The sequence below is a fragment of the Photobacterium sp. 53610 genome, from assembly GCF_036409375.1.
Taxonomy (GTDB): Bacteria; Pseudomonadota; Gammaproteobacteria; order Enterobacterales; family Vibrionaceae; genus Photobacterium.
In genome coordinates this window covers 64346-86158 of record NZ_JAXOFS010000005.1, presented here as the reverse complement: position 1 = coordinate 86158, position 21813 = coordinate 64346, and the positions used below count along the sequence as shown (strand labels likewise).

Annotated in this window: 21 protein-coding genes; 6 read left to right on the top strand and 15 right to left on the bottom strand. The window is 53.9% G+C overall.

The window, feature by feature from the left end:
- Positions 1-169 precede the first annotated feature (169 nt).
- The 3 genes from SPK40_RS14335 to SPK40_RS14325 form a co-directional block, all read right to left on the bottom strand.
- The gene (locus SPK40_RS14335) at positions 170-1588 is read right to left on the bottom strand and encodes a sigma-54-dependent transcriptional regulator (protein ID WP_330960896.1); all 1419 of its coding nucleotides are present in this window, start codon (positions 1586-1588) and stop codon (positions 170-172) included.
- Positions 1585-3297, bottom strand: coding sequence for a transporter substrate-binding domain-containing protein (locus SPK40_RS14330; RefSeq protein ID WP_330960895.1), 1713 nt, complete (start codon positions 3295-3297; stop codon positions 1585-1587). The genes SPK40_RS14335 and SPK40_RS14330 overlap by 4 nt, the downstream gene beginning before the upstream one ends.
- Positions 3298-3503: 206 nt before the next feature.
- A complete protein-coding gene (locus SPK40_RS14325) occupies positions 3504-3941 on the bottom strand; it encodes a DUF2000 domain-containing protein (RefSeq protein ID WP_248142973.1) in 438 nt (145 codons plus the stop codon).
- A 287-nt stretch (positions 3942-4228) separates the two neighbouring features.
- Between SPK40_RS14325 and SPK40_RS14320 the strand changes: the two genes are divergently transcribed.
- Both SPK40_RS14320 and SPK40_RS14315 read left to right on the top strand, forming a co-directional pair.
- Positions 4229-5503, top strand: coding sequence for a sulfite oxidase (locus SPK40_RS14320; protein ID WP_330960894.1), 1275 nt, complete (start codon positions 4229-4231; stop codon positions 5501-5503).
- A 124-nt stretch (positions 5504-5627) separates the two neighbouring features.
- Entirely contained in the window at positions 5628-6302 is a 675-nt protein-coding gene (locus tag SPK40_RS14315) for a c-type cytochrome (protein WP_330960893.1), read from the top strand.
- 49 nt (positions 6303-6351) lie between these two features.
- On the opposite strand, the gene SPK40_RS14310 is transcribed toward SPK40_RS14315, so the two are convergent.
- From SPK40_RS14310 to SPK40_RS14300, 3 genes are all read right to left on the bottom strand, one after another.
- Positions 6352-6816, bottom strand: a complete 465-nt coding sequence (locus tag SPK40_RS14310) for a GNAT family N-acetyltransferase (protein WP_330960892.1) — start codon at positions 6814-6816, stop codon at positions 6352-6354.
- Positions 6813-7283: a GNAT family N-acetyltransferase gene (locus SPK40_RS14305; protein ID WP_330960891.1), complete on the bottom strand. Its 471-nt coding sequence runs from the start codon at positions 7281-7283 to the stop codon at positions 6813-6815. The genes SPK40_RS14310 and SPK40_RS14305 overlap by 4 nt, the downstream gene beginning before the upstream one ends.
- Positions 7284-7410: 127 nt before the next feature.
- Positions 7411-7596 (bottom strand): hypothetical protein, encoded by a 186-nt coding sequence (locus tag SPK40_RS14300; RefSeq protein WP_248142978.1) that lies wholly within the window; start codon positions 7594-7596, stop codon positions 7411-7413.
- Between the two features lie 96 nt (positions 7597-7692).
- Between SPK40_RS14300 and SPK40_RS14295 the strand changes: the two genes are divergently transcribed.
- The 3 genes from SPK40_RS14295 (at position 7693) to SPK40_RS14285 (ending at position 10345) form a co-directional block, all read left to right on the top strand.
- The gene (locus tag SPK40_RS14295; RefSeq protein WP_330960890.1) at positions 7693-8613 is read left to right on the top strand and encodes a LysR substrate-binding domain-containing protein; all 921 of its coding nucleotides are present in this window, start codon (positions 7693-7695) and stop codon (positions 8611-8613) included.
- Positions 8614-8881: 268 nt separating this feature from the next.
- The gene (locus SPK40_RS14290) at positions 8882-9517 is read left to right on the top strand and encodes a recombinase family protein (protein WP_330960889.1); all 636 of its coding nucleotides are present in this window, start codon (positions 8882-8884) and stop codon (positions 9515-9517) included.
- 27 nt (positions 9518-9544) lie between these two features.
- Positions 9545-10345 carry a siderophore-interacting protein gene (locus SPK40_RS14285; RefSeq protein ID WP_330960888.1) on the top strand — a complete coding sequence of 267 codons (801 nt, stop codon included), beginning with the start codon at positions 9545-9547 and terminating at the stop codon, positions 10343-10345.
- A gap of 123 nt (positions 10346-10468) precedes the next feature.
- Here the strand turns inward: SPK40_RS14285 and SPK40_RS14280 are convergent, their stop codons facing one another.
- From SPK40_RS14280 to SPK40_RS14240, 9 genes are all read right to left on the bottom strand, one after another.
- Positions 10469-11188 carry a glutamine amidotransferase-related protein gene (locus SPK40_RS14280; protein WP_330960887.1) on the bottom strand — a complete coding sequence of 240 codons (720 nt, stop codon included), beginning with the start codon at positions 11186-11188 and terminating at the stop codon, positions 10469-10471.
- Positions 11189-11209: 21 nt separating this feature from the next.
- Positions 11210-12373, bottom strand: coding sequence for an iron-containing alcohol dehydrogenase (locus SPK40_RS14275; RefSeq protein ID WP_248142983.1), 1164 nt, complete (start codon positions 12371-12373; stop codon positions 11210-11212).
- Between the two features lie 65 nt (positions 12374-12438).
- Positions 12439-13830, bottom strand: coding sequence for an aldehyde dehydrogenase family protein (locus tag SPK40_RS14270; RefSeq protein ID WP_330960886.1), 1392 nt, complete (start codon positions 13828-13830; stop codon positions 12439-12441).
- Between the two features lie 26 nt (positions 13831-13856).
- Positions 13857-15224 (bottom strand): glutamine synthetase family protein, encoded by a 1368-nt coding sequence (locus SPK40_RS14265; RefSeq protein WP_248142985.1) that lies wholly within the window; start codon positions 15222-15224, stop codon positions 13857-13859.
- Between the two features lie 108 nt (positions 15225-15332).
- Complete coding sequence (eat, locus tag SPK40_RS14260) at positions 15333-16766, bottom strand: ethanolamine permease (RefSeq protein ID WP_330960885.1); 1434 nt, start codon at positions 16764-16766, stop codon at positions 15333-15335.
- 282 nt (positions 16767-17048) lie between these two features.
- A complete protein-coding gene (locus tag SPK40_RS14255) occupies positions 17049-18068 on the bottom strand; it encodes a LysR family transcriptional regulator (RefSeq protein ID WP_330960884.1) in 1020 nt (339 codons plus the stop codon).
- 207 nt (positions 18069-18275) lie between these two features.
- A complete protein-coding gene (locus SPK40_RS14250) occupies positions 18276-19442 on the bottom strand; it encodes a serine hydrolase domain-containing protein (protein WP_330960883.1) in 1167 nt (388 codons plus the stop codon).
- A gap of 464 nt (positions 19443-19906) precedes the next feature.
- Positions 19907-20260 (bottom strand): RidA family protein, encoded by a 354-nt coding sequence (locus SPK40_RS14245; RefSeq protein WP_330961053.1) that lies wholly within the window; start codon positions 20258-20260, stop codon positions 19907-19909.
- A gap of 33 nt (positions 20261-20293) precedes the next feature.
- A complete protein-coding gene (locus tag SPK40_RS14240) occupies positions 20294-20839 on the bottom strand; it encodes a 3'-5' exonuclease (RefSeq protein ID WP_248142991.1) in 546 nt (181 codons plus the stop codon).
- 187 nt (positions 20840-21026) lie between these two features.
- On the opposite strand from SPK40_RS14240, the gene SPK40_RS14235 reads away from it, so the two are divergent.
- Positions 21027-21812, top strand: coding sequence for an AraC family transcriptional regulator (locus SPK40_RS14235; RefSeq protein ID WP_248142993.1), 786 nt, complete (start codon positions 21027-21029; stop codon positions 21810-21812).
- Position 21813: the final 1 nt, after the last annotated feature.

Below are 21813 nucleotides of genomic sequence, written 5' to 3'. Positions count from 1 at the left end.
TATCTATCTGTATGATTTATTTGATAAAAAATGAAATCTTCTGAGCTTTGGGCATCAAAAGGGGTATAACCAGAAGAATAACCCAACAACAAAGACCAAGCTTTCCCATAATAAACAAACAGTTACCATTTATTCATAAAGTTATAACTGTTCCCCTGGTTATAGGGGTTTATTCCGGCTCCGACTGTGCTTTCTTCAGCCGTTTACTCAGTGCGGGCTGTGAAATCCCCAAAAGCTTCGCAGCCAGAGACTGGTTGCCTTCCGCCCGCCGCATCGCCTCCTGAGTCAGTAAGTCGCCAATCTCCTGCAGAGAAGGCAAAGGGAAGTCCGGATCAAATAACGACACAGCAGGCTGCGAGGGCAAATCCGCAGACACCGCATGCTTGTCCAGCACCCGGCGGAAGACATCCATCGACAGCATCCGGGAACGATGCTGGCTCATCGCATCATAGGCCAGCGCACGTAATTCCCGGACATTGCCGGGAAACGCATAATTTGCGAGTAAAACCGGCAGTTCTTTGGGAATCGTCGGTTTGGTTTTCCCCAGTTCATCCGCCGCTTCCTGCATAAAATGCGATAGCAGCAACGGAATATCCTGACGCCGTTTGCGCAGCGGAGGAATATCGACCTGATGGGTTTTCAAGCGATAGTACAAGTCTTTACGGAACTCGCCGCTCAACTGCTTTTGCACCAGATCCTGATGCGTCGCGACCACAATTCTGGCCTTCAGCCGTTTGGGCCGGTCACTCCCAAGCGGGTAATACTCGCCTTCCTGGATCAGCCTCAGCAATTTGACCTGAGATGCCTGACTCAGATCGCCAATCTCATCCAGAAACAGCGTGCCTCCGGCCGCCTGCTCAATCAACCCGGCCCGGGCTGCATCTGCCCCGGTAAACGCGCCCCGGTGATGCCCGAACAGGGTGTCGGCAAACACATGATCATCCAGCCCGGCCACATTCACACTGATCAACGGGCCGTTTCGCTGACTCAGCGTATGCAGTGCGCGTGCAATCAGCTCTTTGCCGACGCCGCTTTCACCGCAGATCATCACCGGCTGGCTGCTGGGCGCCACCGATTCCAGATACTGAAAGACTGACCGCATCGCTTTATCCCGGGTGATAATCCGGGCAAAAACCTCCGGCCGCTCCAGAGTATCCGTCAGAAACCGCCGCCGCAGGGCATGATTTTCAGCCTGCATTTCCTGCATCAGAATGACCCGTTTGACTCCTTCCACCAGCCGGTTCTCTTCCGTGGTTTTCACGAAATAGTCATGGGCGCCGAGCCGGATGCAGTTCACCGCAGTTTCCGCCTGATTCAGGCCACTGATAATGATGACCGCGACTTCCGGATATTCCGCTTTGATCTGGGCCAGCAAAGTTTCACCGGGCACATGTGGCATGGTCAGATCCAGCAACACTAAGCCGATATTTTCCTGCTTGATGATTGCCATGGCCTCCCGGCTGTCCTGGCACTGAAAGAGATGATTAATGCCACCCCGCCGCTCCAGCACAATGCTCAGGCTGCGCAGAAAAGCCGGTTCATCATCGACCAGCAGGACACCGAAAGCCGGATATGGATTGGTATTCATGAAGCAGTTGTCCCTTTCAAGGCGGGCAGCGAGAGCGTCACGCAGGTCCCTTGTTGCAAATTAGAGTCGTAAGTTAAATTGCCACCATGTTCATTCACGATGCTGAACGAGATGGACAATCCCAGTCCGGTGCCGCCCTGCTCGCGTTTGGTGGTAAAGAAAGGATCGCTCAGCCGGGGCAGATGTTCTGGTGCGATGCCCTGCCCCTGATCGCAAATCTCCAGCCGGAGCTGCTGTTCCGCGCTGTGGAAATACGTCCGGACCCGAATCGCCTGATCGGACGATGACAGTGCCTGGCAGGCATTAATCATCAGATTGATAATCACCTGCTCAATCCGCTGGCCATTGCCCTCAAATGCGGGCAGTGACTCGCCATAATTCACGGAAAAATACTGGGTCGATTGCTGAATGGTCCGGTCAACCAGCCGGATTGCTGCCGCAGTGACAACATTCAAATCAACGACATCGCTCAAGTCTGTCGGCTCCTGACGGGCAAAATCCCGTAAGTCTTCCACGATCCGGCGAATGCGCTGCGTCCCGGCCAGCATATCATCCAGCATCGGAGGGATTTCATCCCGCATCCTGCTGTAAGACAAACCGCCCATCATAAAATCACCATGCTGCTGATAATAAGCGTCGAGGATCTCCTCTGCATCCTGATAGGATTCTTTGAGGATCGGCAGGTTCAACAACAGTAAACTGCTGGGGTTATTGATTTCATGTGCCATCCCCGACACCAGAATCCCCAGCGAGGTCATTTTGTCCGCCTGAATCAGCTGCTGTTGCTGCAGCTGCTGCGCTTCCGTGCGTTTTGCCACTTCACGGCTCAGGGCGCGGTTCCAGATCATAATCCCGCCCAGCACCAGCAAGAGAATCCCGGATACCATTGCCGCAGCCATACCGAGCTGCTTCCAGCTGAAGCCCTGATTTTCCAGCGGACCCAGCCATTTGTCATAAATGGCCTGCTGCCGGCCGGTATTTTTGAGAATCGCCAGCCCTTCGCTGAACTGCGCCAGCAGATCTTCATTGCCTTTCAGCACCGCGTAACCGTAATGCTGAGCACCCAGTGGCTTTCCGACCGGAATGAGATTCGACAGCTCCAGCGCTTTACCGGTGTACAGCCCCGGCAGATTCGCCACCAGCGCATAGTCGTATTGACCGGATGCCAGCAACCGCAGGGCATCTGCGTGCGAGTCTACCAGCACTAAATCCGCCCCCGGCTGCTGGTGACGCAGGTAATCATGCATCGCGCCGCTGCTCTGAACGATCACCGACTTGCCGTTCAGCTCGTCCAGCCCGGAGACCACCGGTTCGCCTTTTCGGGCAAAGACAGACTGATGCACAATGGCATGGGGCGGAGAAAACGCATAATACTGCTGCCGGGCTTTCGACTGCACAATCCCCTGAACAATATCGATGTGCCCCTGATCGAACTGATGGCGAATGTCATCCCAGGCCCCCAGACGGATCTCAACATCAATCCCCATGACCTCGGCAATTGCCAGCGTCAGCTCCGTGTTGTAACCGTCAGGTTCACCGTCTGCATTGATGAATTCATAAGGCGGGTAGTGATGGTCACCGCCGACGATAATGACCCGTTCTGCATCAGCAGCAAACACCTTTAGCGAAGAGAGGAAAACGATGCCGATCCCGAACCTGCGGATCCATGCACCGCATGCAGCACGACAGTTATCAGCATTCAGGATCATGCAGTCTTCCTTCATCAGCCCGGTGTTCACGGCATCAAAGACCGGGAACTGCGTCTCGTGAGTGACGGGAGAAAAGTGATTTTCCTCCCAATGAATGAAGGGGTTATTTTATAGATTTATCACCAATATCCAAGGGAAGAAAAAGCAAAGGAAAGGCAGGCGCATTCCATGAAACTGCGCAACTGCGCATAGACTTCTTACAAGAATTAACGATATAAACTGAACTTTCTGGTCATCTCTTTCAGCATCTCTGCATCACCAAACAGTCCGATGCCCATGTACTCTAAATCAGCCTCCGCAGTTTCTGCGGTGACCGCTTGCTGATGCAGCGAGCCGCCGTCAGTCATCGTATGGGTGAAATCAGTAAACGTGACGCCCTTCGCCAGCGCCGCTTCTCTGACATTCCGGATTTTATTGCTGTTATCGGCCTTCAGCACGATAAAAGGATAGTGAGATAAAGAAGGGTGAACCTGACCATCTTTATCCGTGTAATCCACATAATGCGCCATGCCTTGTTCTAATTGTGCAGACAGGCCCACACTGATGTGTCCCAGCACATTTAACGTCCTGCCCAGTTCCAGTTTCTTATTCAGGACAACGACAAAACGCTTTTGATTTTCATCCGGTAAACTGCTGCTCATCATGTCTCCCTCGCCAGCATCGTGTGTGACAGTTTCGTTTCAAAACCAGTAAATTAACAGTGTTCCTCTCTGAAATAAACCAAGCTGCGATGGCATCAGAGCCCTCTGTCATCAGCCCCCCTCTGCCACAAGATCCGAAAACACCAGCACTGCGACATCACTGCCTGTTCAACGGGGTGCTCACCAACGCCATCGGCTCAGATAAAGTTGTCTATACTCCATTAGCCGGACACGCAACTAAAAACTGCTTCGCACACCTGCGAAAACAATACAAAAATTGGGAGGTTCCCATGCCCAAAGATCTGAGTCATATTTCCATCACACGTCGCCGGTTTAGCGCCCTCACCGGTTTGCTCGGGCTGGTATTCGGTTTTGCGCCGGGCATGCTCAGCCGCGCGATCGCTCAGGTCAAAGAGACAGCCGACAAGATCATCCACGGAAAATCCTCTGAGATGATCATCCACAATGCCAAGCTCGGTGTAACTGAAACACCGCTTGAGCTGCTGCGGAAATACAAACACACACCAAAGGAAATTCTGTTCTCCCGCTATCACTTCCCGCACGAAGGTGAAGCCGCATGGTACGGAACCACTGAGGCGCCACCGGCCAAGCTGGTCGAGAACTGGACAATCCGCATCGACGGTCTGGTCAAGCGCCCGCGCACGGTAACCATCGCTGAACTGCAGGCGATGCCACAGGAGCAACGCATTTCGGTCCTGCAATGTGCCGGGAACGGCCGCTCATTCTACGCAGCCAAGCAGAAAGTCAGCGGCGGTCAGTGGCAGAACGGCGGAATGGGCAACGTAGTCTGGGAAGGTGTGCCGCTGAAACCATTCCTTGAGAGCCTGGAGATGGAACCGTCTCTGAGCGCCCGCTGGCTGACGGCAGAAGGCTGGGACCAACCCGCAACCCGCGCCGGCACTGATTTCGCCAAAAGCTACCTCATTGACGACGAAGCGCTCGACCATGCAATTCTGGCGCTGAAGATGAACGGTGAACCGATCCCTGCCATTCACGGTGGTCCGGTGCGCCTGATCATTCCGGGCTTCTACGGCAATATGAACGTCAAGCTGCTGACGGTACTGCTGTTCGCTGCCGAACAATCGCCAAGCACCTACCAGTCGGTCGGCTACCGGATGCCGCTGGCCCCGGTCGAACCGGACACTTTCGGTGCCAACGACTATACGCTCGAAAACAGCCGGCCGACCTACGGCCACGCGATCAAGAGTGTGATTTTCTCACCGCTGCCCAGCGACAGTCCGAAGTCCGGAATGACCGAAATTACCGGCGTTGCCTTTAATGACGGCATGGCGCCGATCACTTCTGTCGAAGTTTCAGCTGACGGCGGCAAGTCATGGCATACGGCGACGCTTGAGAAGCCGGAAAGTCCCTGGGCATGGCATTACTGGTCAGTGAAACTTCAGGTCGGAGCCGGTGAGCAAACCCTGATGTCACGGGCCACCGATGCGCTTGGCCGCACCCAGCCCATTGACGGTCTGGCGCGCTGGAACCCTCGCGGCTACGAATGGAACGGTGTCGAGCGGAGCGCTGTGAAGTTTTCCTGAACCGATAGTTCGGGGATCTGCACCATCCGCAAGATCCCCGTGCTCTCGCAATGCTGCCGATGGAAATCTGATAATGCATCACCGCAGAACCCCTTCCCGGAGATGTTGGCATGCAGCCGGAGCAATGTTGATTGCCTCGCTGGCAGGTGCTGCATCGGCTGAAATCGAACTGCCGCCCGGCCCCGACCGGGACCTCGTTTATGGTACCTGCCGGACCTGCCATGATCTGCAATACCTGCAAGACTCCGCCGGAATTCCAGAGAGTGCCTGGAGCGAACTGCTGGATAGCATGAAGCAATACGGCCTGCGCATTCCCCCGGACCGGCGCGCCAGAATTCTCCGTTATCTCGGCGCATACCTCGGTCCCAATCCGCCACCGGCATCGTCCGTTGCCGCCGTAGCCTCTGCAGCAGCACCGGCTGACGGTAAAACGCTGTTCAACGAACAATGTTCCAGCTGTCATCAGGTCAATGGTGCCGGGCAGCCCGGAACGTTTCCACCGCTGGCTGGCAACCCGGATCTGATGCTCGCCCCGCACTTTCCGGTCTTCGTCGTGCTCAACGGTCTGCAAGGTAAAATCACGGTTGAAGGCAAAACTTACAACGCTCAGATGCCTTCGTTCGCACACCTTTCGGATGCGGAGGTCGCTGCGGTAATCAATTACATCCGTGAAGCCTGGGGTAACGATGCATTGCGCCCGGCAGACATGTCACCGCTCGACGATGCCGCCGTCGCCACAGTCCGGGCAAATGAAAAAACGCCCGATGAAGTCCACGCCTACCGGGCCAGTCTGAAGTAATAACGAATGAGTGGAGATCACTTGTGCATCCGACCGTCCGGTCAGGCTTTTAACCCTGATTTTCGGTCAAATCCAGACGAAGTCTGAGCATATCCCGGTGCTGCAGCCCCTGCTCGAAGATGGGCTCATCGTAATGATCAAGAAAGAAATCTTTCATCACAGCGTCGACCCGGAATCCCAGTTTCTGATAGAAGGTTAACTGATAACCAAACGTGCCGGTGCCCAGTACCAGTGCTGTCGCACCCTGCTTTCGCAGTCTCGGAAACAAAGCCGTCAGCAGTTGTGTGCCAATTCCCTGTTGCTGGTATGCTGGATAGACCGCCAGATTAAAAAGTTCATAAGTCGCTTCCGCGATAGATTGCGCCACACAAACACCAATGATCTCATCATTCTGAACCGCAGCCAGACAGAATGCACCGCTCAGGTACCGCTGAATACAGGCTTCAGACGGATCAGCTTCCAGCAGCAGCGCCATCGGGATCAGTTCAGGATCAACATGATGAATCCGGATCATGAGAGCACCAGCGTCATGATCAGCTCATCTTCGGTCTGATCAGTCACCTGAAAACCGGCTTTTTCGTAACTGTGCTTTGCCGCCAGATTTTGCGGATAGACATCCAGCTGAAGCACACGAGCCTGATGGGTTGCGGCTGCCGTTTGTTTCGCAGCTTCGATTAACGCCTGACCCACACCCAGCCCCTGATACACCCCCTGAACATACATCTGGGTGATCAAAGCGGTCTGGTTTCCGATGTCAGAAAGGCCGCACAGTCCTATCAGCACTTCTCCGTCATATGCGCCCAACATGGTGTGCTGCGGGCTTTGCACCTCAATATTACGTTCAAAAAACATTTGTGACATGCGCCGCTGCGCTTCATAATCGGCGCCAAAGCAGTCCGGATGCAGACGCAGGCTTTCCAGACGAATCTCTCGATAAGCCGGGATATCAGCCGGGATTAAGGCACGAACAAAAACTTCCATCTCTCAGACTCTTTTTATTCCATTTTTCAGCATCTTAACCTTGCATCAGATCGGATGTACAGACAGAACTCAGTGAAAAATTATCCTGACTCTGTCTGAAAACAAATGACCCCGGCCCCTTCATTCCCTATAAGTACTGATGATAGTCTGCAGAAGTGACGCACGGTTCATCGAGCCCGAGATCATGTTTCAGATGCGGCGTCAGTCCGTCTTGCTGTACAGCTGCCTTTCTGGCCGAGTTCATCGCCAGAATGCGCTTCTTCGCGCTCAGACGCTGACTTTTCATTTCCCAGTGCAACATCAATTTGATCATTTTTCTTCTCTCCGGTCACTGTGTCTGCGGAGATTATGCGTATAATCTTTCCTATCAACGAACGATGATTTATGACATCACCTATAAGCTGAGATTATGGACAATCGCTTACGTCATTTATCCGGGCTGCGTTATTTTGAAGCCGCAGCCCGGCAACAGAGCTACAGCAAAGCCGCTGAAGAGCTTTATGTCAGTCAGGCCGCCGTCAGCCAGAAGATCCGCCAGCTGGAAGAATCACTCGGCTGCAAACTTTTTACCCGGCAGGGACGCAATATGATGCTGACCAGCCAGGGCACCAGCCTGTTTTCAGCCGTCTCCAGAGGATTCGAACATATTCTGTCTGGTCTGAATACCATTCAGGCCGAGCCGCTGGAAGGCATGCTGACCGTCAATACCACGCCGTCGTTTGCGGCACGCTGGCTGATGCCCAGACTCTGGAAGTTCACCATGAGTCATCCGAATATTCCGATCCGTGTGTACGCCACCGCCGAATCACCGGAGATGAAATACGGCAATATCGATATTGCCATTCGTCAGGGTTATGACACCGATTTAGGCAATAACCTGACCAAAACCCTGCTGTATGAAGAGGCCGTCTACCCGATCTGCTCGCCTGAACTGGCAGAATCCGTTCAACTGACCCGACCGGAACAGTTATTAGATTGCTGGCTCATCCATGGTGTGGACACCCATAGCTTCACCTGGGAAAAATGGTTCCAGATCGCCGGGGTCACAATGCCCAAAAACAACGTCCAGTGGATGGAAGTCAGCACATTCGATATGGGGCTGAATGCGGTGATCGCCGGCCATGGAGCCTGTTTGGGCACGCTCAGTCTGGCGGGAGATTTTATTGAACGCGGCCTGCTGGTGAAGCCTTTCGACATTGGCATGCCCCCCGGCGTCCGCTTCACCCTGTTTTACAGCCAGACTTCGCCCCGGATCGCCCGGGCCCAGGCTTTCATCGACTGGCTGCACAATGAAGTCAGACACTTTCAGGCGCAATCTGCGCTCGTCTGAAATTCCCGTATTTCCTGTATCCCCGCCTGCTCTGCCAATTTAAACCGATCATTCCCGCGCAAGCGGGATTCCGGTTCGCACCGTACACCTTCTGACTTTTTCGGATATCGCTCTCTAGTTTTCAGAATGGCTCATTTAGTGTTGATTAATTTAATTTGAGCCACTATGATAGCCATCAAATGAGCTACACCAAATGAACCATTTATTCATTTGAACCATTCTTTCGTGGTCCTGCAAAAACCACACCGACACAACACAGGAACAACGTATGCCGACGACTTACGGCTACATTCGGCTGTCACCGAAAATGACGGATCCGGATGCTTTCATCCGACAGATGACCGATGCCAGTCCGGACCTCCATCTGTTTCAGGAAACAGGAATGCGCGGGAATGTCCCCGCTGAAGATCGTCCGCAGTACCGTGCCTTGTTTGACCGTCTCAAACCGGGCGATGAACTGGTCGTCCGCTGGGTAACTGATCTGGGTTTTCATTTCGATGCCTGTCATCTGACTATCAGCAATTTGCTGGCCAAAGGCGTGATCATCCATACCCTGAATCAGCCCCTGACATTTCAGCCGGATTGCCCGATCACCGACGCCTTGCTGCGGATGCTGAAAGGCTATGCCAGCTCGCAAACCCAGCAACGATTGTGGGCCGCTGAAGCGAGTCGCGGCATCCTCCGGCAAGACCCGTCGGCCTGGAAAGAAAAATTTCGGGGCCGTCGGGCCAATCAGGCACAACACCAGCAGATCTCTAAACTGCTGCAAGCCGGGAAAACGCTGCAAAGTGTGGCGGATGAAGTGGGCGTGAGCATTTCCACGGTCAAACGCGTCAAAGCCAAAATGCAGCAACCGGACCAAGCGGGCCTTGATCGCCACGACCCGTCCTCCTGTAAACCATAAATAAAGAACAATAAAAGGGCACAACACATGCAAAAACGTCTTCAACCCAAAACATTCACCATCTCAGAAACATTCGATATCAGCCCGAACATGCGCCGTATCGTGCTGACCGGTGAGGATATCCGGCAACTTCCGGCAGACAGTGCCGGGCAATACGTCAAATTGCTGTTCACGCCGGAAGGCAGCACGGACCTGAATACCCTGACCGAAGGTCAGCGTCCGGTGATGCGAACCTACACCATCAGCGAATTTGATACCGTGCAGGGCCGGTTTTCAATCGACTTTGTCAAACATCATCATGGGGACACGGTCGATCAGATGCAGGGCGGATACGCCAGCCACTGGGCCATCCAAGCACAGGCAGGCGATCAGATTTCCATTGGCGGACCGAACACGATTCAGGGTCTGACAGAAGACTATGACTGGGTGTTCATCATCGGCGATATGACCGCCCTGCCATCGGTTCAGCTCAAAGCCGCCAGTCTGCCCGCAGACACCAGAGGCTATGTGGTGCTGGATCTGCACAGTGATGCCGATCTGCCTGCCCTGAACCTGCCCGCAGGTGTTGAACTGATCCTCAGAACCGGAGATCTCCAGACTGCCCCTTCGCTGGCAGAACGCGTGGCTTCACTGCCGTGGCTGACAGGAAAACCGGCCATCTGGTGTGCCTGTGAATTCAGCAATATGAGAGCCATCCGCCAGCATCTCAGCCAGCAGCCGGAATTCGATCGCAAAGCCTGCTATATCAGCAGTTACTGGAAGGCGGGCGTCACCGAGGATGGTCATAAGGTTATCAAACGTGATGATCAGGAGAATTATGGCGGCTAATTCACAAGGAATAAGTCACAAGAAAAAAGTTACAACAAATCAGCGACGACGGCAGTGATACCGGCAAAAACAGCCTGCCCGGCAGAATGCAGGACAGGCTGTGACGTCAGGCTTGGATTACTTTCAGGATGCCTGAAGAAAATCCAGCATCCAGCGGGTGACCCGTTCACTGTCGACCGTTTTCTCCAGCGACGTCAGCCCGTCATCCAGGACTTCAGCAGGCAGGATGTCTTTTCTTGCCAGCATCAGATCCCGGGAATAAGGCTTACTGAACTCCGGGTGTCCCTGAATCCCGAGGAAATGATCGCCGACCTGCATCATGGCATACGGACAAAAATCGCTTCCGGCCAGCACCACACTGTTTTGCGGCAGTGTGACCACCTGATCCTGATGGCTGACCACCAGCGACAGGCTTTCAGGCACCGTCGCAGCACCGTTCACGCCCCGAGGTAACGCCAGCAGCGAATGCGTGGCTACGCCAACCCCCCAGCCCTGCGGTGCCTGAATCACATCGCCCCCCAGCGCTTTGGCAATCAGCTGATGTCCGAAACATATCCCCACCAGCTTTTTGTGGCGTGTATACAGGGACCGGATAAAATCCAGCAACGGCGGGATCCACGGCAAATCATCATTCACGCTGAAGCGACTGCCCGTAGTCATGTAGGCATCACATTCATCCGTATCCGAAGGCAATTCACCGTCCAGTGCCCGGTAAAACACCAGTTCCAGTTTGCTGTCGGCATGATGCAGTAACTGCTCAAACATCGCCGGATAATTCCCGTGTGCCGGCTGTAAATCCTGCCGGACGTCATCACACTGCAAAATGCCTATTTTCATCTGCATGGTGTCTCCTTGATGTCAGACTTACGGAAGCCGGCCCGTGACGGCATCGACAAAAATCTGGCTGTATTCTTCCGCCGAGAAGGCAACGGGATTACCCCCGGCCGATGGATCCTGCACGGCCATTTCCCCGACCCGCTGGGCTTCTTCAATGGTGATGTCGATTTCTGCCAGCGTCTGCGGAATCTTCAGCTCGGCACGGAAGTCCAGCACCCAGTGCAGGAAAGCATCAAAACCGGGCTCAGGCAGATCCAGATAACGGGCCAGATCCGTGATCCGGTCTTCAATCGCATGGCGGTTGGCCGCCAGCACATAAGGCATCAGGATCGCATTCAGCAGACCGTGGTGCTTGTCATACAAGGCGCCCAGTGTATGCGCGATGGCGTGCATGCCGCCCAGCCCGCGCTGAAAAGCCGTTGCTCCCATGCTAGACGCCACCAGCATCTGGGTCCGGGCTTCAATATCTTCACCATTCGCCACGGCCTGCGGCAGATAGGTTTTGATCAGCCGGATCCCTTCCAGTGCAATTCCTTCTGCCATCGGGTGATAGCCAGGGGCACAGAAGGCTTCCAGATTATGGGACAGTGCATCCATCCCGGTTGCGGCCGTAATATGCGGCGGCAGACCAACGGTCACTTTCGGGTCAAGCAACACACGAACCGGCAGCATCTTCGGATGGAAAATGATCTTTTTGACATGATTGGCCGTATCGGTGATCACCGAGGCGCGTCCTACTTCAGAACCGGTTCCGGCGGTGGTCGGAATTGCGATCACTGGTGCAATGGCAGCGGCATTGGCCTGAAGCCAGTTATCACCCACATCCTCAAACGCCCACAGCGGCAGGGACTGTCCCGCCATCAGCGCAATGGCCTTGGCCGCATCCAGACTGGAACCACCGCCAAATGCAATCACCCCGTCAAAACCACCCTGACGATACACCGACAGACCATCTTCGACGTTTTCTCCGGTCGGATTGCCCTGAATCCTGCTGAACACCTCACAGGCAATCCCGGCTTCCCGGCACAGCGCAACCGTTTCAGACACCATGGGCAACTCCGCCAGACCGGGGTCCGTCACCAGCAGGGCTTTGCGGATCCCTGCGCCATGACACGCCTGTGCAATCTGATAGAGACAGCCTTCGCCGACCGTCATCGGTGTCGGGTAATTCCAGTTTCCTTGTAATGCCATCTTGCTCTCCTTGTGGCCGCTCCGTCACCAAGCACAGAGCGGCACATTTTCTGAAATACGATGAATTAGCCCAGCGTCTTGATATGGAACGACTTCGGACGGGTCAGCGCCTCAAAGCCGAGCACGGACAACGTGCAGCCGCGGCCGGATTGTTTCACCCCGGTCCAGGCCAGTGCGGGATCCAGATAGTCACACCGGTTGATAAAGAACGTCCCGGTCTCCAGCTGTTCGCCCAGCGTGATCCCAGTGTCGATGTCCTGTGTGAAAATACTGGCAGTCAGGCCGAAATCGCTGTCGTTCATCAGGGTGATGGCTTCTTCGTCGCTGCTGACCTTCATGATGCCAACCACAGGGCCAAAGGATTCTTCGTGCATCACCCGCATCGAATGATCCACCTGCGTCAGAATCTGCGGTGCCAGATAAGGCGTCCCGGCCTGACTGAGCGGGAAGTTTTTCTCGTCGATATGGGCCACGGCCCCCTGAGCAACCGCGTCTTCAATCTGTCCCCGGACAAAATCGGCGGCACTGGCACGGACCAGCGGCCCGAGCGTCGTGTCCGGATCATCAGATCGGCCCAGCGTGTACTGGTTGACGATCGCGACCGCTTTCTCAACAAAGGCATCATAAACCGATGCATGCACATAAATCCGCTCAATACCGCAGCAGGACTGGCCGCTGTTAAAGAAGGCGCCGTCAATGGCCGTTTCGGCGGCATAATCCAGATCGGCATCGGCGCGGACATATGCCGGGTCCTTGCCGCCCAGCTCCAGCCCTAGCCCGATAAAGCGTCCGGCAACCGCCTGTTCGACATGCGCACCGGCAGGCACCGACCCGGTGAACGCGACATGACTGATCTGCGCTGATTGAATCAGCGCTGTGGTGTCGTCATGACTGAGATGCAGATACTGGAACACCCCTTCCGGCAGTCCGGCGGCATCAAATGCGGCCTTCAGACGCTCCGCACACAGCGGCGTCTGGGCCGAGTGCTTCAGGATGACACTGTTACCCGCCAGCAGGGCCGGTACGATGCTGTTCACTGCCGTCAGATACGGATAGTTCCAGGGTGCAATCACCGCAACCACACCCACAGGTTCACGTCGGATATACCGGGTAAATCCGGGCTTTTCCGGCAGGGTAACCGGGGCCAGCGCTGTCTCACAGGCTTCAATCATATATCGGGCACGCTCGGCCAGACCGGCGACTTCCCCTTTGGCATAACGGACCGGACGTCCCATCTGCCAGCTGATTTCCAGACCGATATCCGCCTGATGGGCTTCAAACCATTCGACGGCTTTCGCGCAGATGGCCTGACGCTCTGCCAGGTCTGTACCGGCCCAGTTTTTCTGTGCGCGTTGTGCCAGCTTCAGCGCCTGCTGAATCTCCGTCGGTGAAGCGAGCGGCCGGGTCACATACACACTGCCGTCAACCGGCGAAATTGTTTGCTGCATGGTTGTCATTGCAAGTCTTCCTCAGGTTTGTTGACCTAGATAATTTCGAAGTAGCGGTCCATTTCCCAGTCCGTCACATGTTTTCTGAATTCACGCTCTTCCCACTCACGGGTGGCCGCAAAATGATCGACAAACTCATCTCCAAACATAGTACGGGCCGCTTCCGACTGCCTGAATCGCTGCGCGGCTTCCCACAAAGTACGGGGCAGCTGCAGCTCCGGCGCATGAGGCTGTTCATAGGCATTGCCTTTTACCTGTTCAAAGGGTTCCCATTCCTGAAGGATGCCGTACAGACCGGAAGCAACCGCAGCCGCCAGTGCCAGATAAGGGTTGGCATCTGCCGCGCCGAGGCGGTGCTCAATGCGTTGCGACTTCTCACTGCCGGGGATCACCCGCAGCGCCGTGGTGCGGTTTTCCACGCCCCAGGTCGCATCGGTCGGGGCCCAGAAGCCCGGGATCATGCGGGTATAACTATTAATGGTCGGCGCAATCAGACACAGAAACTCCGGCATCAGGCGTTGCTGTCCCGCCAGAAAATGACGTTGGACCTTGCTCATGTTGTGGGTTTGCGATGGGTCGAAGAAAGCCGAAGAACCGTCTTTGTTTTTCAGCGAAATGTGGATATGCCCGCTTTGTCCGGGATAGTCGCCTGACCATTTCGCCATGAATGTCGCCATCAGCTCACGTTTCTGTGCCAGCACCTTCATGAAGGTTTTGAACAACGCGGCTTTATCTGCGGCCGCTTCAGCACCGTCGACGCCAATGGCGGCTTCCAGCACGCCCGGCCCGGTTTCGGAGTGAATGCCCTCGATCGGGAAGTCCATCTGCTCCCCCATTTCCAGAATTGCGTGATACAAATCTGAATGGACTGAATTGCGGATCATTGAATAGCCAAACCAGTCCGGCGTAATGGGTTCGAGATTGCGAAAGCCTTTTTCGCGGGCCGAATGCGGTGTTTCGTTGAACACAAAGAACTCGTACTCCAACGCAGAAAACACATCGAAACCCATAGCATCGGCTTTTTGCAGCACCCGGCGCAGGGTACCGCGCGGGCAGACTTTTTCGGCCTCTTCCGTAAACTCTGCAATAAACAACAGCATGCCGTCTTCCCCGTACACGTCACGGCAGGTATGGGGCAGAATCCGCACCGGCGCATCCGGGTAGCCGGTATGCCAGCCGGTGTAACTCGCGTTATCGTACAGCTGGTCTTTGGAATCCCAGCCCAGAACCACATCACAGAAAGCAAACCCTTTTTCCAGTGAGGAAAAGAATTTCGATTTCGCCATATATTTACCGCGCATGATGCCGTCATTATCGAACAGCCCGACTTTGACATGTGTCAGACCCCGTTCCTCAACAATGGCCATTGCGTCCGCAATCGTCTTCACTTCTCTGGCTTCCATGTGTACCTCTCTTGATCTCTCTTGATAAAGATGGCTCGTACCTGAGCCGTGTGCTCAATGATTCAGTCCGGACACGTTCGCTCGTCACGCGTCCGGATATCCGGTGAATTAGCTGAGTTCAGACTCAGCACTGGAAATCAGCTCAAACTCTTCTTCCGGCGCATTCGCCACAATCCGGTGGCGGCTGTACAGGGCGAAGTAAGTCAGCATCACGGCATAGAAGAGTGCCGACCACAACGCCGCCTGCAGGCTCACCACAAAGGTGGATGCCAGTGCCACTAACGACAGCACCAGTGCAATACCGGACGTCAGCGTGCCCCCCGGTGTTTTGTAAGGACGCGCCAGTTCCGGCTCTTTACGGCGCAGCAAGATATGGGACAGACTCATCAGGGCGTAAGACACAGTCGCACCGAACACCGCCATGGTGATCATCAGATCGCCCTCGCCGGACAGGGACAGCAGAAAACCAATCACGCCGGGGACAATCAGCGCCCAGACCGGCACTTTTCGCTCACCGGACAGAGACAGGAAACGGGGCAGATAACCGGCCCGGGACAGGGCAAACACCTGACGGGAATACGCATAAATAATCGAGAAAAAGCTGGCAATAAGACCGAACAGGCCGACAACGTTCACAAATTTGGCAGCGAGAGAATCTGTGCCGTAAACTGCCTGCAAAGCCCCAACAAGTGGCGCGCTGTGAGATTTCATCGCCTCAGCACCGGCTCCGCCCGGGACCAGAATCAGCACCACGGCAGCAAAGACAATCAGCAGCAGCATGGAAGCGATAATCCCGCGCGGCATGTCTTTTGCCGGGTTGGTCGCTTCTTCTGCGGCCAGCGGGACGCCTTCAACCGCCAGAAACAGCCACATCGCAAACGGCAGTGCCGCCCAGATCCCGAGATAACCTTCCGGTAAAAATACGCTGGCACCCGCGACATCAGCTTGAACAGGGATATCAAAAAGGTTGTTGATGTCGAAGTGCGGCAGCATGCCCAGCGCAAACACGATAATCGCAATCACGGCCAGAATCGTGATACCCATCATGATGCGCAGTGCTTCACCGGCGCCCCAGAGATGAATTCCAACGAAGACGCAGTAGAAGACGGCATACACCACCGGGCCATCGATGCCAATCAGCTCGTTGACGTAACCGCCAATGAAGATTGCAATCGCCGCCGGTGCAATGGCATATTCCAGCAAAATCGCGGTTCCGGTCAGAAAACCGCCCCAGGGCCCCATCGCCCGCCGGGCAAAACTGTAGCCGCCGCCGGCAGTCGGAATGGAAGATGACATTTCAGCCAGACTGAGAATCAGGCACAGATACATCAGCCCCATCACAATAGTTGCCAGCAACATGCCACCGAAACCGGCACGCTCCAGGCCAAAGTTCCAGCCGGCAAAATCGCCGGAAATCACATAAGACACCCCAAGACTGGCCAGAAGCACCCACCCGGCAACGCCTTTTTTGAGCTGTCGTTTACTTAGGTAATCGTCAGAGACGGTGTTATTTTCGACTGCTTGATAATTGCTGTCAGACATCACTGTTCCTCTTCAACGGTAATAAAGTCAAATCGCATCTCTTGTTACAACTTTGTTAACTTAAATGCGATTGAACAACCCCGACAACAAGAATCAGTTCTGCTAACAGTGCGGCATAAATTTTTTTAATAGTGATGCTCGGCCAACTCAAAAAACCAATAAATTCATTGAGTAACAGACAAAAACATAACAAGCATCAAAGACATCGTGCTCTGTATCTGATTCCCGCCTGCGCAAAATGGCAGACGCTTTGCGCCTCAGTCGTTCCAGTCGGAAACCATATCACCCGGCATAAAACTCGTGTTCCAGCCAGGGCAGTTCATCCCGGATCCTGGGTAAAAAGTTTTCATTGATAATCTTACGGCTGTCGTTTGCCAGAATCTGCGGCAGATTTCCTAACTCGTGATGACGGCTGACCAGCGTCAGATTCCGAAAGAAAGGTTCATCGCCGGGCAACGGCAGACAGGTGAGTTTGTCGCGGATCGGCCCGCACTGAAACAGACAAAGTGGTGTGGTGATGGTCCAGCCCAGACCGGCAGCAACACTGGTGAGCACCGCAAAAGTATTATCCAGCTGCATCCTGACCGGCACATTTAAGTTCTGCCGCCGCAGATAGCGTTCAATCGTGACCCCAATCAGCGAATCGCTGGTGTAGCGGACGAAATCCAGTCGATTCACCACCTGATGCAACTGCTGAAACTGAGCCGCATACAAGCTCGGGATCACCAGGACAAAGGGTTCACGCAGAATCCGGTGGCGACTGAGGTGTTCATGATTGTCCAGTGCATCATCAGAAATGATAATATCGACGCTGCGGGACAAGAGCGACTGGGCATGCATATGCGATCGGCCCGTACTGATGCGCCAGTTCTCGGTATGACGTTTGATCACTTCAACCAGGGGTTGCCCGAGCGAGGTTGCCAGTGAATCAACCATGGCAATTCGCAGCAGATGCAACTTCTGAAAATTGCCCTGAGTCATCACCCCGTGGGTTTTCTCCGCTTCGGCCAGCAAATGGCAGGACTGATCGTAAAAATATCGCCCGGCAACCGTCAGCTCGACAGGCCGAACACTGCGATCCAGCAGAGCCACATTGAGATTCTGCTCTAAGGCTGAGAGTGTTTGCGACACTGAAGACTGGGTCAGCCCGAGCTGAGTCGCAGCCATGGTCATATTGCCGGTCTGGGCCGTGGCGACAAAGACTTCGAGTGAACGAAGATCAAATCCGAATCCTTTCAAATCAGCCATCCTTCTGAACTGCCGGAATGCGTCTAAGGTTCTGGTGGCATGACTTCCTGTCATACGCCATTCCGTTTGTGGCATCTGTCTTGTGACATGCGCTCTTGTGACATACATGACTTCCTGCAAGGGGAACAGCATCAGCAGAAACATCATGCAAAGGTATAATTTACAAATAAAAATACCTAAATATCAAACTCATCAGTGATATTTGCGTGTTCAATGGCGTGACTGGTTGTTCAGTCAATTACAAAGCGACCTGAACAGGCTTCAGCGATTCGGCATGTACGCCACTTTTTCCAGCCCAATCGCCGGTAAGATGTAATCAGCCAGCAGCTGCAATGGGAAATCTTCATCCTGATTGAAATAAGCACCTGACGTCATGGCAAAAACCAGATTCAGCTCGGGCACTACAAACATCTCTTGCCCGCCGCTGCCGCGCATGGCTGCAACCGGAACCCGCTTTCCGTTTGACTGAATCAATGGCAGCCACCAGTTGTAGCCATATTCGATGGATTTCCACGACCAGAACTTCCCGCGCGGCATGAAGCTTTGTTTCACCCATTGCGGGGACAAAAGCTGCTGCCCGTGCCACTCCCCAAGATTTAAATAAAGCTGTCCGAGCTTGGCTAAATCACGGGTTCTGAGATATAAGCCGGATGAGCCTAAATACTGACCTGTCTCTTCATGTGCAAACCAGTCGTAATTTGTAATATCAAGCGGCCCGAACAAGGCTTTGTCGGCGTATTCGCGCAGATTCATGCCGGAAACGCGCTCAATAACACCACCCAGTAATACACTGACACCGCCCTGATAAATAAACTTCTCCCCGGGCCGGTATGCCATTTTTTTCTTCAGAATGTATACGTAAGGATCCGGTGACTGCCACATGTACATGGCATCACTGTGCTGCTCACCCCACTCGGCCCAGTCCAGCCCGACATTGAACATCAGAGCATTTTCCAGCGTGACATCGGCTTTATGCGGCAAATCCGCAATCGCTTCGTTCTGGTAAAAACTGAACAACGGCTGATTCAGGCTGGTGATTTCCCCCGATTGCAGCAGCGTTCCCAACAGAGTCGCGGTCACCGTTTTGGTCACGGAACGCATTTGATGGGCTGTATCCGGCCCGGGCGGGTAATGCGTGGGCATGGGCGTTCCCGTCGGTGTATTCGCCGCCGGATAATACTGTTCAAACACCAGTTGCCCGTCTTTGGCAATCAAAAGCGAATGAACATTTTTACGCTTACTTCTGCTCACGAACTGGTGCAGCTTGACCAGCTTCTCTTCATCAAACCCTGATGCATGCGGTTCATTCGTCGGCCAGTCGCTTTGCTGTGACGACTGAACCCAGCTGAAGTTACTCATATCAACATGGTTCAGCTGATAGAACGAAAACGCAATCAACCCCAGTCCAATCAATATCAATTTCTTCACGATCCCTCCCGATACGGATGATCACCGAGCCATCGCAACAGCCTGATACAAGCCAGCCTCAATATTGATCAGAAAAACGACGCCATCCCTGAAAGCTCATCTACTCTGAAAAGATGAGAAAACATCGCCTTATACAACCCTCTGCCATTCACCACCAGGATCTCAATGATTGAATTCACTATCTCATTCTGTTTTCTGTCATTAATTTAATTGGCGTCACGTATTGGCGTTGAAACTGAAACAGACACGAAGACAACCAAATAAGCATTGAAATATCGGGTAACTCATCAAGATACTGATACTGAAAATCAATGAGGTAAATGGCGATTCAGCGAATGGTGAGGCTGAAAATGAATGCTCTGAAAATATGTATTTCGAACATCAGTGAAGTTAAGTGAAGTGAGCAGAAAAGAAAAACACAGAAAAACCCGCCACTGTCTGTCAGGCAATGGCAGGCAAAGAAATTACTGTCCGGCGGCCGCGACGAAGGCAATTTCGACCAGATAATCCGGGTCAGCCAGTTCGACTTTCACACAAGCGCGGCTTGGTGCGGCGCCTTCCGGTAACCAGGCATCCCAGGCAGCGTTGAAAGCGTCGAGATTTGCCCAGTCGGTGATGTAAATGGTCACAGACAGAATGCGGGATTTATCGCTGCCGACCGTCGCCAGCATTGCCTCAGCCTGTGCAAAGACCTGCTGCGCCTGGCCGGTGATATCAGCGCTGGTGTCTGACTCCGGCACTTCCACAAAGTGGGCAACCCCGTTAAAAACGGTGACATCAGACCAACGCTGGGTCGGGTTAATACGCTGAATATTCATCATGTTTCCTTTTATCAATCCAAAACCACGCCGTTATTTTTCCGCCGGGCAAAGCATAACACGCGCCAGACGGGCCAGGTTATAAGCATCGACATAACCGGAGTGCTGGCGCCCTTCCCACTCCAGCCCGCTCATGTTCATAGCAGCGCGCAGCCCGATTCGCTTATTCTGCACATGCGGCTGCAGTTTGAATAAGGTTGCCAGGTTGAGGTATTCCCGGAAAGGCACATCCAACCCTTTTGCTTTGCACTCCGCACGCAGGATGGCGTCATCACGGCCCCACGCCGCATAGATTTTATGACGGCCGCCAAACTTCTGCTCCACCGCTTTCAGAATACTCGCCAGCGGTTTACCGTTCTGAGCCACCACTTCAGGCTTGATACCGGTCAGTTCAGTGCAGAAAGGCGAGATTTCATCAGATTCAGGCTGAACATAATATTGCGCCCGGCGGGAAATCGTGCCCTTTTCCAGATTCAGCTCAGCAACGCCGATCTCAATGATTTCGCCCGTACGGCCCATGCCGTCTTCATTCCAGCAACACATTTCAAGATCAAAACAAACGATGCGGTTGTAATTCATGTGGTTCCCAAATCCGTCATACCAAACTCAATCATTCGCACCTCAAGGGTGACTTACCAATACTGACGATGATTCAGTCTCAAACAAGGCGGCGAAGCATAGCATGTCTGGCGACGGTCTTCAGCCCCTTGCCAACAACAGCAGGTCGGATTTACTCTTGCGGATTACGATGACTCCGGAAGCCTGTATGAAAAACGTCTACCGCCCTCTGTTTGATGATCACAACCCGCCCGGCGAGGTGTTTTTCGGCCATCAGGCGTTTTTACCACATACCACAACACCCAGACACAAACATCCCTGGGGACAGTTACAGCTGATCAGTGGCGGGATATTAGAACTGAACGCGGAAGGAAAACGGTTTTTATCGCCCTCACAGTACGCCATCTGGATACCGCCCGGCATCGAACATGAAAGTTATATGCGCCGCAGTATGAATTACTGCTCGATGAATATCATCATGCCGCTGGCAGAACAGTTGCCGGATTTCCCCTGCCTGCTGGAAGTCACGCCAATCATTGAGGCCATCATCAATGAATTGCGTCACAGGCAGCTGCAGGTCGCGGAAACAGACGAAGATGAACGCCTCATTGCCGTGTTACTGGATCAACTGAAACAGACACGGATTCATGAACAATTTCTGCCCAGCAGTGAAGACAAGCTGCTTCAGCCGATTTTACGGTCACTGGAGAAAAACCCGACGGACAACACCACGCTGGCAGAATGGGCGAAGAAACTGCATACCACGGAGCGAACCCTGGCCCGACACTGCCAGGATAAGCTCGGCATGAGTTTCATTGAATGGCGGCAGCGAAGAAAGTTTATCTACTCGCTGCACTTACTGAGGAAAGGTTTATCCGTGAAGGAGATTGCGCTGACACTGGGTTATCACCAGGCATCTCCTTTTATCAGCCTGTTTAAAAAGCACGCGCAATGTACCCCGGAGCAATACCGGCAAAAACAAAGCCGTCAGTGAG

Coding starts and splice junctions, on each gene's coding strand:
- SPK40_RS14335 (WP_330960896.1), bottom strand. CDS start 1,588: ATGAATACCAATCCATATCCGGCTTTCGGTGTCCTGCTGGTCGATGAT.
- SPK40_RS14330 (WP_330960895.1), bottom strand. CDS start 3,297: ATGATCCTGAATGCTGATAACTGTCGTGCTGCATGCGGTGCATGGATC.
- SPK40_RS14325 (WP_248142973.1), bottom strand. CDS start 3,941: ATGATGAGCAGCAGTTTACCGGATGAAAATCAAAAGCGTTTTGTCGTT.
- SPK40_RS14320 (WP_330960894.1), top strand. CDS start 4,229: ATGCCCAAAGATCTGAGTCATATTTCCATCACACGTCGCCGGTTTAGC.
- SPK40_RS14315 (WP_330960893.1), top strand. CDS start 5,628: ATGTTGATTGCCTCGCTGGCAGGTGCTGCATCGGCTGAAATCGAACTG.
- SPK40_RS14310 (WP_330960892.1), bottom strand. CDS start 6,816: ATGATCCGGATTCATCATGTTGATCCTGAACTGATCCCGATGGCGCTG.
- SPK40_RS14305 (WP_330960891.1), bottom strand. CDS start 7,283: ATGGAAGTTTTTGTTCGTGCCTTAATCCCGGCTGATATCCCGGCTTAT.
- SPK40_RS14300 (WP_248142978.1), bottom strand. CDS start 7,596: ATGATCAAATTGATGTTGCACTGGGAAATGAAAAGTCAGCGTCTGAGC.
- SPK40_RS14295 (WP_330960890.1), top strand. CDS start 7,693: ATGGACAATCGCTTACGTCATTTATCCGGGCTGCGTTATTTTGAAGCC.
- SPK40_RS14290 (WP_330960889.1), top strand. CDS start 8,882: ATGCCGACGACTTACGGCTACATTCGGCTGTCACCGAAAATGACGGAT.
- SPK40_RS14285 (WP_330960888.1), top strand. CDS start 9,545: ATGCAAAAACGTCTTCAACCCAAAACATTCACCATCTCAGAAACATTC.
- SPK40_RS14280 (WP_330960887.1), bottom strand. CDS start 11,188: ATGCAGATGAAAATAGGCATTTTGCAGTGTGATGACGTCCGGCAGGAT.
- SPK40_RS14275 (WP_248142983.1), bottom strand. CDS start 12,373: ATGGCATTACAAGGAAACTGGAATTACCCGACACCGATGACGGTCGGC.
- SPK40_RS14270 (WP_330960886.1), bottom strand. CDS start 13,830: ATGACAACCATGCAGCAAACAATTTCGCCGGTTGACGGCAGTGTGTAT.
- SPK40_RS14265 (WP_248142985.1), bottom strand. CDS start 15,224: ATGGAAGCCAGAGAAGTGAAGACGATTGCGGACGCAATGGCCATTGTT.
- eat (WP_330960885.1), bottom strand. CDS start 16,766: ATGTCTGACAGCAATTATCAAGCAGTCGAAAATAACACCGTCTCTGAC.
- SPK40_RS14255 (WP_330960884.1), bottom strand. CDS start 18,068: ATGACAGGAAGTCATGCCACCAGAACCTTAGACGCATTCCGGCAGTTC.
- SPK40_RS14245 (WP_330961053.1), bottom strand. CDS start 20,260: ATGAATATTCAGCGTATTAACCCGACCCAGCGTTGGTCTGATGTCACC.
- SPK40_RS14240 (WP_248142991.1), bottom strand. CDS start 20,839: ATGAATTACAACCGCATCGTTTGTTTTGATCTTGAAATGTGTTGCTGG.
- SPK40_RS14235 (WP_248142993.1), top strand. CDS start 21,027: ATGAAAAACGTCTACCGCCCTCTGTTTGATGATCACAACCCGCCCGGC.